Source organism: Sphingomonas sanguinis (assembly GCF_019297835.1).
Classification (GTDB): Bacteria; Pseudomonadota; Alphaproteobacteria; order Sphingomonadales; family Sphingomonadaceae; genus Sphingomonas; species Sphingomonas sanguinis_D.
The window spans coordinates 4072714-4085000 of the sequence record NZ_CP079203.1; the positions used below are offsets into that span (position 1 = coordinate 4072714).

Below are 12287 nucleotides of genomic sequence, written 5' to 3' on the forward strand. Positions count from 1 at the left end.
CCTCAGTTGGTGACGGCGCGCAATCGGTTCAATGGATGCCAGGCGCGGCTGTTCGTCTGGAACTGACGCAGGCGCGGGGTGGCGAGCGACCAGCGCAAGGGGCGGGCGAGTGGAATGAAGGGCGTGTCGGCATTCACCGCCGCATCCGCCGCCGCGATCGCCGCGCTTCGTCCCGCCAGCGTGGGAGCGAGCCGCGCCTCCTCGATCGCCGCCATCGCCGCCTCGCCGCAGGGGGCGCAGGCCGTCGCGAGATACCAGCGCGCGCTGTCATAGGGTGCGACCGCGTCGATCAAGCGCAGGTCGGCGGGGGCATCGAGCGCCACCCGCTCCGGCGTGATGCCCACGGCCAGCAACGTCGCGCCGATCTGACCATAGAGCAGGTTCGCCCCCGGTCCCTGCGGCAAGGCGATGCGCAGTCGCACCGGCTGCCCCCAGGCGGCGACCCGCGCACGCGCGTCACCGCGCCGTTCGTCCAGGTTGAGCAGCGCCCAGCCGGGGATTTGCGGCGGTGCATCGGAATCGAGCGCGTCGGGCAGCAACCGGTCGGTGGCTTCCCAATTGGGTGCGATCGCCGCAAGCATGGCTCCCCGGTCGAAAGCGGCGGATAGCGCCTGCCGATTGGCGGCATCGCCCAGGAAGCCGTCGCGATTGACGATACCCAGGCCGAACAGCCCCGCCGCCGGATCGATGCGGACGGCGGCCTGGTTGATCCGAACCGCGTCGAGCAGCGGCCAGGTCTCGAACCGGCCGCCGATCAGCAGGTCCGACTGCCCTCCCGCAAACCGCAAGATGGCGCGCGCCGGGCTTTCGGCGATCAGGCGGACATCATCCTCGGGTGCGGGAGTTGCCTCATCATCGGGTTCAGCCCGGCGAGGATCGGGAATGGGACGCAGCAGCGGTGGCGGTCCCGACCGGATGATGCGGAACGGTCCGGTGCCACGACGCCCCCGGTCGATGATCGCCATTTCGGGCTGTGCGAACAGCTTGAGCAGGTCGGGGCGGGGACGCGACAGGCGGATCTCGATCACCTGCGGCGTCATGACGACGATCTCGTCTATCGCGGTCAGAAAGGGGGCCAGCGGATTGCCCGAGCCAGGCGACACCAGGCGACGCAGGATCGGCACGACCTGTTCGGCGGTGACGGGCGAGCCATCATTCCACTTGGCCTCACGCAGGCGGAAGATGAAGCTGCCGCCCTCGTCGATGACGATCCAGCGTTCGGCCAGCCCCGGCTCGATCTGGCCATTGGCGTCGAAACGGACCAGCCCCTGCGCCAGCGCGTCGCGCAGGACGCGGTGCGACGTATCGCCATCGGTGGCGGCAAGCATTCGGGATGAAGCGGAGGATGGGCCGGACTGGACCGTGCTGACGATTACGGCCCCATGATCGGCATGACGCTCGCAGGCTGCCGTCGCCAGCAGGACGGCACCCATCGCCATGGTGCGGACGGCGGGACTCGAACCCGCACTCCATAGGAAGCCGATTTTAAGTCGGCAGCGTCTACCGGTTTCGCCACGTCCGCGCACCGGCCCACGAAGATACCAGGATGCTGCGAAGGTCAAGGGCGGAGCCGTCGGAAAACCGGAATCGCCGCGCCCTCATCGCCTCAGGACCGCAATGCGATCACTCCGCCTCGACGTTCAGGCGCGCGCGCATTTCCTTGCCGGGTTTAAAATAGGGGACGCGCTTGGCGCAGACATCGACGGTTTCGCCGGTGCGGGGGTTGCGGCCGGTGCGGGCACCGCGCGCGCGGGTCGAAAAGGCGCCGAAGCCGCGCAGTTCGACGCGACCGTCATCTGCCAGCCGCTTGGTGATTTCATCGAAGAAAATCGTGACGATCAGCTCGATTTCACGCGGGTTCAGGCCCGGATTTCGCTGACCGATTTTTTGCACCAGTTCCGAACGGATCATCGTCTAGTCCCAAGCTTCAGACGAACCGTTCCTAACCTGTGTTTCTCGCTGCTGAAAGTATTTTTATTATACGATTAAACGACGCAGCGGTGTCGTTTGCCCGAAACCGGGACACGTTTTTGGAAAAACGCGCCCCGGTCCAGTAACTTACTTACTTCTGGGTACGCGCCTTCAGCGCTTCGCCCAGAATGTCGCCCAGCGACGCGCCCGAGTCGGACGAGCCGTACTGCGCCACGGCCTGCTTCTCTTCGGCGATCTGCATCGCCTTGACCGAGAAGGTCGGCTTCTTCGAACGATCGAAGCCGGTGACCATCGCGTCGAACTTCTGGCCGACCTGGAAGCGCTCGGGGCGCTGCTCGTCACGGTCGCGACCCAGATCGGTCCGCTTGATGAAGCCGGTCGCACCATCGTCGCCCGCCTGGACTTCGAGGCCCGCATCGCGGACTTCGAGGACGGTCACGGTGACGACCTGGTTCTTGTTCAGGCGATCGCCAGCCGCAGCCACGCCGCCGGCGACGGGGCCGCCGCGCTCGAGCTGCTTCATGCCGAGCGAGATACGCTCCTTCTCGGGGTCGATGTCCAGAACCACGGCCTGAACGACTTCGCCCTTGCGGTGCAGGTTGAGGGCATCCTCACCCGACACGCCCCAGGCGATGTCGGACATGTGGACCATGCCGTCGACATCGTTGTCCAGGCCGATGAACAGGCCGAACTCGGTCGCGTTCTTGACTTCGCCCTCGACGGTCGAGCCGATCGGATGGGCGGCGGCGAACGCTTCCCACGGATTGGCCTGAGCCTGCTTGAGGCCGAGCGAGATGCGGCGCTTTTCCTGATCGACCTCGAGGACGACCACATCGACTTCCTGCGAGGTCGACACGATCTTGCCCGGATGGACGTTCTTCTTGGTCCAGGACATTTCCGACACGTGAACCAGGCCTTCGATGCCCGGCTCCAGCTCGACGAACGCACCGTACTCGGTGATGTTCGTGACGCGGCCCGACAGCTTCGCGCCGACCGGGTACTTGGCGCCGGCGCCATCCCACGGATCGCTCTCGAGCTGCTTCATGCCGAGCGAGATGCGCTGCGTGTCCTTGTTGATGCGGATGATCTGCACCTTCACGGTGTCGCCGATCGCGATCATCTCCGACGGATGATTGACGCGCTTGTACGACAGGTCGGTGACGTGCAGCAGGCCGTCGATGCCGCCCAGGTCGACGAACGCACCGTAATCGGTGATGTTCTTGACGACGCCGTCGATGATCTGACCCTCGGCCAGGCTCTGGATCAGGCCCGAACGCTGCTCGGCGCGGGTCTCTTCCAGGACCGCGCGACGCGACACGACGATGTTGCCGCGCTTGCGGTCCATCTTCAGGATCTGGAACGGCTGCGGGATGTCCATCAGCGGGGTGACGTCGCGGACGGGGCGGATATCGACCTGCGAGCCGGGCAGGAACGCCACGGCGCCGTTCAGGTCGACGGTGAAGCCACCCTTCACGCGGCCGAAGATCACGCCTTCGACGCGGGCCGACTTCGAGAATTCGAGTTCCAGCTTGTCCCAGGCGGCTTCGCGGCGGGCGCGATCGCGGCTGAGCATTGCTTCGCCGTGCATGTTCTCGACGCGGTCGACATAGACCTCGACTTCGTCACCGACCTTCAGGTCGGCCTTCTGGCCGGGGGCAGCGAATTCGCGGAGGGGCACACGGCCTTCCGACTTCAGACCGACGTCGATGACGGCCATGTCGTTTTCGATCGCGGTGACGGTGCCATGCACGACGCGACCCTCGAAGCTGTCGGCACCGCCGAACATGTCATCGAGCATCGCCGCGAAATCGTCGCGCGTGGGCTGGGGGTTGGTTGCCATAAAAGGGTTAGGTTCCTGAGAGTTTTTCGTCTCCGGTCGGGGATTCGGCCCCGGTCTTCGACGATGGCCGCGCCGACCCCATGTCGACGCCACCAGGCCCGAAGATGATGCTGAAACACGGAAAAGCGGCGGTCCGCGACAAATGCGGAAAGGACGCTGGGGCAAGGCCCCGCGTCAGCCTCTCCGCGGAACAGGGTCCGCGAGCGGGGGCGCCTTAGCGGAAAATGGGGTTTTACGCAAGGTGAGGGAGATCCTCCCCGGCACGGGGAGGGGGGATCGCCGCAAAGCGGTGGTGGAGCGGGCCTGCCGCGAATGACATCGCTTGGGGCTGGCCCCCCTCCGCCAGCGCTCACGCGCTGCCACCTCCCCATGCTGGGGAGGATTGGGTCAGCGCGCCTTCGTGGCGACTTGCGCGTCGACGAACTGGATCGCGCGGGCGACGGCGGCTTCGATCGTCAGGCTGGAGGTGTCCAGCGCCGCCGCGTCGGCCGCCTGGGTGAGGGGAGCCGTGGCGCGGCCGCTGTCGCGTTCGTCGCGGGCGCGGATATCGGCCAGCACCTGCTCGAACGACACGTCCGAGCCGTTCGCCGCCAATTCGTTATGCCGCCGCCGTGCCCGGACTTGGGAACTGGCCTTGACGAACAGCTTGGCGTCCGCGTCCGGCGCGATGACCGTGCCGATGTCGCGCCCGTCGAGGATCGCGCCGCCCGGCTGGTTGGCGAAGCGCTTCTGCCGCTGGAGCAGCGCGGCGCGGACCAGCGGGTGCGCCGACACGACCGAGGCGAGCTTGCCCGTCTCGTCATCACGCAGGGTGGGATCGGCCAGCAGGCTATCGTCGAAGCTGCACGCCGCGACGGCATCGGCCTCGCGGGTCGGGTCGAGATGCATCGCGCGCACCGTCGCCGCCACCGCGCGGTAGAGCAGGCCGGTGTCGAGATGCGGCAGGCCATAATGCCGGGCCAATGCGCGGGCGATGGTGCCCTTGCCGCTGGCGGCGGGGCCGTCGACCGCGATGATCATGCCATGGCTCCCAGCTTTTCCAGCGTGTCGAAGAACACGGGATAGCTCGTCGCGACCGGTGCGGCATCGTCCAGCGTGATGGGATCGCGGGCGTTCAGCGCCGCGATGGTCATGCTCATCGCGATCCGGTGGTCGAGCAAGGTCGCGATGGTCGCGCCGCCGGGGATCGGATCGCCGCCGGTGCCGGTGACGGCCATGCCGTCCTCGAATTCCTCGCAACGGACGCCGCATGCCCCGAGCGCGTTCGCCATGGCGGTGATGCGGTCCGATTCCTTGACGCGCAGTTCCTCGGCGCCGCGCGCGATGGTCGTGCCGGTCGCGAAGGCGGCGGCGACGAACAGCACCGGATATTCGTCGATCATGCTCGGCGTCAGTTCGGGCGGGACCTCGATCGCCGACAGGGGGGCATGACGGACACGCAGGTCCGCGACCGGCTCGCCGCCAACGATGCGCGCGTCGAGTTCGGTGATGTCGGCCCCCATCATCTTGAGCGCTTCGATGATGCCGGTGCGGGTCGGGTTCATGCCGACATTGGTGATCGTCACGTCGGCACCCGGCACGATCGATCCCGCGACCAGCCAGAAGGCGGCCGAGGACGGGTCGCCCGGCACGACGATATTCTGCGGCTTCAACTCCGCCTGCCCGCGAATCGTGATGATCCGGCCCTCAGGCGAGGGGGTGACGGTCAGCTCGGCGCCGAAGCCCGCCAGCATCCGCTCGCTATGGTCGCGGGTCGCGATCGGTTCGATCACCGTCGTCTCGCCCGGTGTGTTGAGGCCCGCCAGCAGGATCGCCGACTTCACCTGCGCCGAGGCGACGGGCAGGGTGTAGCGGATCGGCACGGCCGGATTGGTGCCCCGGACCATCAGGGGCAGGCGACCGCCCGGCGTATCCTGCACTTCCGCCCCCATCTGCGACAGCGGCTCGATCACGCGGCCCATCGGGCGCTTCGACAAAGAGGCGTCACCGATGAAGGTCGCGGTGATCGGATGGCTGGCCACCAGACCCATCAGCAGCCGCGTCGAGGTGCCCGAATTGCCCATGTCGAGCGCGGTCTCGGGCTGGAGCAGCCCGCCGACGCCGACACCGTGGATCACCCACACCCCGTCATCCTGCCGGACGATGTCCGCGCCCATCGCGCGCATCGCGGCGGCGGTGGCGAGCACGTCCTCGCCCTCCAGCAGGCCCTCGACGCGGCTTTCACCGACCGCGAGCGCGGAGAGCATCAGCGAGCGGTGGCTGATCGATTTGTCGCCTGGAACGGCGATGGTGCCACGAAGGGCGGCGGCGGCTCGAACGGTGCGAGGCTGGGGAAGGGTGTGCGCCATAGATGGCGCGGGCTTTTGACAGGGGGCTTGCGCTGTGGCAAGGCGCGCCCACTTTTCGCTCCGGCGGAAAACCCAATTCCGAAAGGTATGAACGGCATGATCAAGCCGGAATGGGGCACGAAGCGTACGTGCCCGAAATGCGCGACGCGTTTCTACGACCTCGAAAAGGACGACCCCGTCACCTGCATCAATTGCGGGACGCAGTGGGAGCCCGAGCCCATCCTGAAGTCCAAGCAGCCCCTGCCGTTCGAGCAGGCCAAGCCGGAGAACAAGGAAGCCGACAGCGATCTGGCGGGCGGTGACGACGAAGATCTGGACATCACCGGTGAGGACGAAGAGCCCTCGCCCGACGATGAAGTCGATCTGGGCGGCGACGACGATCTGGGCGTGGAAACGTCCAGCGAGGACGACGAACACTGAGTTGTCCGAAGGGGCTCGGCGGGTGCTTGAAAAAAGTGCTTGCCGAGCCACGGCGGCCCCGCTAGTGGGCTGCCTCCACAGCGGAACGGGGCCGTAGCTCAGCTGGGAGAGCGCTGCAATGGCATTGCAGAGGTCAGGGGTTCGATCCCCCTCGGCTCCACCATTCCGCCGAAACAGCCGCATGTGACCATGCGCTGACAGGCCAGTCCGCATCCCGCCGGACCCGCGCCGAAATCGATGGGGCCGTAGCTCAGCTGGGAGAGCGCTGCAATGGCATTGCAGAGGTCAGGGGTTCGATCCCCCTCGGCTCCACCATCTTTTCCGACATAACCCAAACATGACGCCATCCCGGTTTCACCGTAGGTGGCCTTTATGGGTTGGTCGTAATGACACGCATTCCACTGAGCGTCCGACGGCAGTCGGTGTTGACGGGTTGCGTCAACCGCATCTGCTGCACCGTCTCGCGCGTCAGCCCCTGCGGCAGATAGCGGATCGTCCGCCGCGTACCGTGATCGTCGACCAGCAGGGCATAGGAGCGCATGGCGTTGCCCGGTTCCCCCTCGACCCGCTCCAGGATTTTCATGCCATTGCGAAGTCCTGCCGCATAGGCAGGCAGGGCGGGATCCACCCCGGTCGCGATATTGCCTGATGCGGCGGTTGCCTCGGTATCGAAGCCGCGCGAGAAGACCGGGCGCTGCGAGGTAACCATGGTCGCGCAGGGACCGAACGCGTCGGCGGGCAGGAGAATGGGCTGTCCTTCCCTCAGATAGCGCCGCTCGTCGGTCGTTATGTCCAGGCCGCTTGCCTGCGCACTCTGGCGGAACAGTGCGGCCGCCGTTCCCTTGACGGTGCGAGCGCGGGCCAGTTGATCGTGCAGAACCGTGTCCAGATTGCGTCGTCCGCCGCTCGCGGCGAGCAACCGGGCGTTCCATAGTGCGGCCAGCATCGCGCCGCGTTGATACGGCATTTTTCCGGCCGCCTGATCGCTCCAGAAGGCAGCGGTCGTCTGGGCGTCCGTCATGCCCCTGGCCGTCGATCCGGCGTAGAGCGCGAACATCGTGTTCCACATTTCAGCGAATCGCTCCGGGGTGATCAACCCGGAGCGCAGGAGAAGTGCGCGAGCGTAATAGTCGGTGAAGCCTTCGCTGAACCAATATTCCGGATGCGACTGCTCCTCACGATCGTCGACATTGCGCAGCCGCGGCGAGTTCCAGCTATGGAAATATTCGTGCGCCAGCAGCCATTTCAGGTCTTCGGCGGACATCCTTTGGTCCATCCACAGCGCAAAGGCATCGCCACGGCCGGTACCGCCATAGCTGCTGGTCATCGGCTTGGCGACGAGCGGTGCGGCCGTGACGAGAAAAGGGGCACCGCGATCGGTGTTCCAGAAGTCCCGCTCCACGCCGATGATCCGGCGCGACAAATCCGCGAGTTCTTCGGACGAAAAGGCATAACGGCCGACACTGGCGATGCGGACGCCCGATCCGTCCGTTGCCGGAGACAGCCGTAGCTCCCGGCCGCCGATCACGATGCTCTCGTCTATATCGTCGATCGTCCCCGGCCGCTTCGCTTTCCGCTGCTGTCCCGCGAGATGCTCCAAATCGGAGGCAAAGCCGATGCCGGGTGCGCCGACCCAGTCGAAGGTTGCGGGAATATCCGTTCGGGTACCAGGATGCGCGAACAGGGCATTGCCGACCGCGTAGAACCAGCCGGGACGGATCACCGGGCGCGCCTGTTCGCTATCCTCTACGGTTGGGTCATGGTCATAAGCGGAAATGATGCGATAGGTCGCGGTCAGGCGAGCGCCCGGCGGCGCGATGATCCGCCAATGGCCTCCCGCTTCAGCCTTGAGCGCGGTGGCGCCCTCTACCTTCATGTCGCGCGCCCATTGCCATAGCCGCTTTTCACCCGCCCAACTGCTGTTCCAGTGCAGATCGGTGGTACCCGATGGATCGCCCTGGAAGTCTATCTCAACACGCAAGCCGATCAGCATATTGCCCGCCAATTCAGGCTTGAGCCGATAATGTACGGGCTTGATCCTGGCGCTCGGCGCAGCGGCGATCAGGGATAGGGCGGCAAAGGCGATGAGAAGGGCGCGCATGAAAGGCATCGTACCGGATCGGTCATGTTCTACAATTCGCCTCGATCCCGATCGCCCAAAGAAAAAGGCCCCGACTTTCGCCGGAGCCCAGTTTGTCCTCGGGGGATTGAGGATCAGCCTGTAGCGAGTCGTCGCTGCATCTGGTGAACCGGGTTGCGTGGGTCGCCCGTGATGTCGGCCAAGCGAAAGCGGGCGACTTCGCGGGCCAGCGTCTCTGCTTCTTGCGCCAGGGTGCGGGCGGCGTCGGTGGCCTGTTCTACCATGGCGGCATTGCGCTGGGTCACGCCGTCCATCTCGGCGACGGCGGTGTTGACCTGTTGCAGGCCGATCGACTGCTGGCTGGCCGAGGCGGCGATCTGCGACACGAGGTCGCTGATCTCGCCGATCCGGCCGATGATCCGTTGAAGCGCCTCACCCGCCTCGTTGACCAGTTCGACGCCTGCGCCGACCTGGTCGGAGGAGGCGAGGATGCGCGTCTTCACATCCTTGGCCGCTTCGGCCGAGCGCTGCGCCAGGGCGCGCACTTCGCTGGCGACGACGGCGAAGCCCTTGCCCGCTTCACCCGCCCGGGCGGCCTCGACGCCCGCATTCAGCGCGAGCAGGTTGGTCTGGAACGAGATGCCGTCGATGACGCTGATGATCTCGCTGATCTCGGATGACGAGCGTTCGATGCCGCCCATCGCCTCGACCGCGCGGCGGACGATCTGGCCCGATTCCTCGGCCTCGGTCCGGGCCTCGCCGACGATCCGGTTGGCGCGCGAGGCGCCGTCGGCGGTCTGGCGGACGGTCGAGGTGATCTGCTGCATGGCGGCGGCGGTTTCCTCCAGCGAGGCGGCCTGCTGCTTGGTGCGGTCGGACAGGTCGTCCGACGCCTGGCGGATGTCGCCCGAGCCGACGCGGATATGCTCGCCCGACTGGGTGACGACGCCCAGCGTCGCGCACATTTGCGCGCGCATCGCCTCGAAACTGTCGGCCAGCGCCTGATATTCGGACGGCAGGCCGTCGAGCGAGGCGGTCAGGTCGCCCTTTGCCATCCGGTCGAAGACTGCGCCGCACCGCTCGATCACCGCCCGGCGCCCCGCCTGCTCGGCCTCGAAATAGGAGGCGAGCGCGATGTCCATATCGATCAGCGACGCCTTGACCAGCGCGGTCGCCGCCCGTGCCCGGCGCCGTGCGCCGAACGGCCAGAACAGTCGCCCCAGGATCAGCTTGGGCAGGACATATTCCAGCATCCGGGCATAGCCGCTGATATACCAGGTCGGCGCCAGCCCGATCCGCGCATGGACTTGCCCAATATGGGTCGAGGCCGCGGCATAGTCGCGGTCCAGCGGTCCCGAGAACAGCTTTTGCCAATGTTCCATCTGCTTGTCGCGGGCATGTTCCATCCGCGCCTGCGACGCGAAAAGGCCCCGGATCTGCACGGTGTTGGCGATGTGCCGGTACAGCGCGGTCAGCGCGGCGGGCGCATGACGTTCGATCGCGCGCTTGATCGTCGGGAAGGTCGAATAGCTTCCCGCGCTATAGTCGAACGCGGCCAATCGCTGTTCAAAATCAATATGTTCCGATCCGCTCACGGCACATCCTCCTGCCGTCATGGCTAGGTCCGGGATGGTTAAGAAGCGGTATTGCCTGCAATTTTTCTGTATGATCCAGATTACAATAGGGGAACGGGGCCGGGGCTGCCGAAACGACCCCGGCTTTTCGTTTCAGGCGGCCAGCCCGTGATGGCGGAGCAGCGCGTCCGGCTCCGGCGCGCGCCCTCGGAAAGCGCGGAAATTCTCGGCCGCCGGGCGGCTTGCGCCGCGTGCCAGCACCTCGCGACGGAACCGGTCGCCCGCCACTTGGCCTTCCTCGGCAAAGGCGGAAAAGGCATCGGCCGACAGCAACTCTGCCCAAAGATAGCTGTAATAGCCCGCCGCATAACCGCCCGCGAAGATATGGCTGAAGCTGTGCGGGAAGCGATTCCACTCGGGCGGACGAATCACCGACACTTCGTCGCGAACGCCGTTCAGTACCTCCATGACGCGGCCGCCCAGCGCCGGATCGTAATCGCGGTGCAGCCGCAGGTCGAAGGTCGCGAACTCGACCTGACGGAGCAGGAACAGCCCCGCCTGGAAGCGCCGCGCCGCCAGCATCTTGGCGAACAACGCCTCGGGCAGCGGCTCGCCCGTCTCGACATGCGCCGACAGCGCAGTCAGTGTGTCGCGGTCCCAGGCGAAATTCTCCATGAACTGGCTGGGCAGTTCGACCGCATCCCACTCGACACCCGAAATGCCGCCGATCGAGGGCAGGTCGACCTCGGTCAGCAGATGGTGCAGCACATGGCCGAACTCGTGCAGCAGCGTGACGACATCGCCATGCGCCAACAGCGCAGGGGTGTCGCCGGTCGCGGGCGGGAAGTTGCAGGTGAGGTAGGCGATCGGACGGTGGAAACGATCGGCATCGCGGAAGCGCGGACGGCACACGTCCATCCAGGCCCCGCCACGCTTGCCCGCGCGCGCATGGAAGTCGCAATAGACGCCCGCGACGATCTCGCCGCTCTTGTCCTGCACATCATAATAGCGAACATCGGCATTCCACACCGACACGTCCTGCCGCTCGACTAAGCGGATGCCGTACAGCCGTTCGATCAGCGCGACGGTGCCCTCCATGACGCGGGGCAGGGGGAAGTAAGCACGGATCGCCTCGCGATCGACGCCGAAGCGTTCACGGCGCATATGCTCGGCGACATAGCCCATGTCCCAGGGCTCCAGCTTGTCGATCCCGAACTTCTCGGCGGCATAGGCGCTCGCCTCGGCCAGTTCGCGTTCCGCCAGCGGACGGGCGCGCACGGCAAGGTCGGAGAGGAAGGCCAGCGCCTCGTCCGCCGACTGCGCCATCTTGGTCTCGACCGAGCGGGCGGCGGCATCGTTAAAGCCGAGCAGCTTGGCCGCTTCGTGGCGCAGCTCGAGGATCCGGTCGATGCGTGCGCTATTGTCATGCGCGGGGTCGGACGCCTGATCGGAGGCGCGTGTGGCATAGGCCTTGGCCACACGCGCGCGCAGCTCACGATTATCCGCCTGGGTCAGGATCGCCTGCACGCTCGGTTCGCGCAAAGTCACGAGCCAGCCGTCCAGTTCCTTCTCGGCGGCATAGGCGGCGAGGATCGCCTTGGCATTGTCAGTCAGGCCGGACAGCAACGCCTCGTCGGTGACATGCTCGCTCCACGCTTCGGTCGAATCGAGCACGGCATTGCCGAATTCGGTGCTCAGCCGATTCAGCTCGACGCCGATCTCGCGGAACCGCGCTTTTGCCGCGTCGTCCAGCCCGACGCCCGACAGGGTGAAGTCGCGCCGGGCCAATTCGACCGCGCGCGCCTCGGCTTCGGTCAGCGGCGCCAGATCGACGCGGTTGAACGCGGCGAACAGGCGTGGGTCCTGACCGGCCTCCATGCCATACTCCGCCAGCATCGCCTGCGCCTCGGCATAGGCGGCGCGCAGCTCGGGTGTGTCGGCGACCGAATGGAGGTGCCCCGCCGGCGACCAGCCCCGCGAGATCGCAAACCCCGCCCGCTCGCTCGCCAGCACGACATCGGTGAAGTCGCTGGCATTCGATCCCCCGATCCGGTCGGCGGCGGCGCGCGCATCGGCGATCATATGCTCGACCG

The 12287-nt window shown here is 66.4% G+C and carries 9 protein-coding genes and 3 tRNA genes (1 of these 12 running past the window's edge); 3 read left to right on the forward strand and 9 right to left on the reverse strand.

All coding sequences use genetic code 11. From position 1 onward, the window contains the following. Positions 1-2: 2 nt before the first annotated feature. The 6 genes from KV697_RS18815 to aroA all read right to left on the reverse strand — a co-directional run bounded on the left by KV697_RS18815 (position 3) and on the right by aroA (position 6120). Positions 3-1439, reverse strand: a complete 1437-nt coding sequence (locus KV697_RS18815; RefSeq protein WP_219019480.1) for an ABC transporter substrate-binding protein — start codon at positions 1437-1439, stop codon at positions 3-5. Continuing rightward, positions 1439-1522, reverse strand: a tRNA-Leu gene (locus KV697_RS18820). The genes KV697_RS18815 and KV697_RS18820 overlap by 1 nt, the downstream gene beginning before the upstream one ends. Before the next feature lie 101 nt (positions 1523-1623). Beyond that, positions 1624-1911 carry an integration host factor subunit beta gene (locus KV697_RS18825; RefSeq protein WP_219019481.1) on the reverse strand — a complete coding sequence of 96 codons (288 nt, stop codon included), beginning with the start codon at positions 1909-1911 and terminating at the stop codon, positions 1624-1626. A gap of 151 nt (positions 1912-2062) precedes the next feature. Next, positions 2063-3772 (reverse strand): 30S ribosomal protein S1, encoded by a 1710-nt coding sequence (rpsA, locus tag KV697_RS18830; protein WP_056439406.1) that lies wholly within the window; start codon positions 3770-3772, stop codon positions 2063-2065. 387 nt (positions 3773-4159) lie between these two features. Further along, positions 4160-4792, reverse strand: coding sequence for a (d)CMP kinase (gene cmk, locus KV697_RS18835; protein ID WP_219019482.1), 633 nt, complete (start codon positions 4790-4792; stop codon positions 4160-4162). Beyond that, entirely contained in the window at positions 4789-6120 is a 1332-nt protein-coding gene (gene aroA / locus KV697_RS18840; protein WP_219019483.1) for a 3-phosphoshikimate 1-carboxyvinyltransferase, read from the reverse strand. The genes cmk and aroA overlap by 4 nt, the downstream gene beginning before the upstream one ends. A gap of 96 nt (positions 6121-6216) precedes the next feature. Here aroA and KV697_RS18845 point away from each other — a divergent pair, with 96 nt between their 5' ends. The 3 genes from KV697_RS18845 (at position 6217) to KV697_RS18855 (ending at position 6855) form a co-directional block, all read left to right on the forward strand. Beyond that, a complete protein-coding gene (locus tag KV697_RS18845; protein ID WP_175310700.1) occupies positions 6217-6540 on the forward strand; it encodes a TIGR02300 family protein in 324 nt (107 codons plus the stop codon). 87 nt (positions 6541-6627) lie between these two features. Then, a tRNA-Ala gene (locus KV697_RS18850) sits at positions 6628-6703 on the forward strand. A gap of 76 nt (positions 6704-6779) precedes the next feature. Continuing rightward, positions 6780-6855: transfer RNA gene (locus KV697_RS18855), tRNA-Ala, on the forward strand. Between the two features lie 55 nt (positions 6856-6910). Here the strand turns inward: KV697_RS18855 and KV697_RS18860 are convergent. From KV697_RS18860 to KV697_RS18870, 3 genes are all read right to left on the reverse strand, one after another. Next, positions 6911-8641, reverse strand: a complete 1731-nt coding sequence (locus tag KV697_RS18860) for a M61 family metallopeptidase (protein ID WP_219019484.1) — start codon at positions 8639-8641, stop codon at positions 6911-6913. Between the two features lie 113 nt (positions 8642-8754). Continuing rightward, complete coding sequence (locus KV697_RS18865) at positions 8755-10215, reverse strand: globin-coupled sensor protein (RefSeq protein ID WP_219019485.1); 1461 nt, start codon at positions 10213-10215, stop codon at positions 8755-8757. Between the two features lie 132 nt (positions 10216-10347). Continuing rightward, a protein-coding gene (locus KV697_RS18870) for a M3 family metallopeptidase (protein ID WP_219019486.1) crosses the window boundary here: on the reverse strand, positions 10348-12287 show its 3' portion. The gene runs 76 nt beyond the window's last position; only the last 1940 of its 2016 coding nucleotides appear in the window; its start codon lies off the right edge, out of view; its stop codon occupies positions 10348-10350.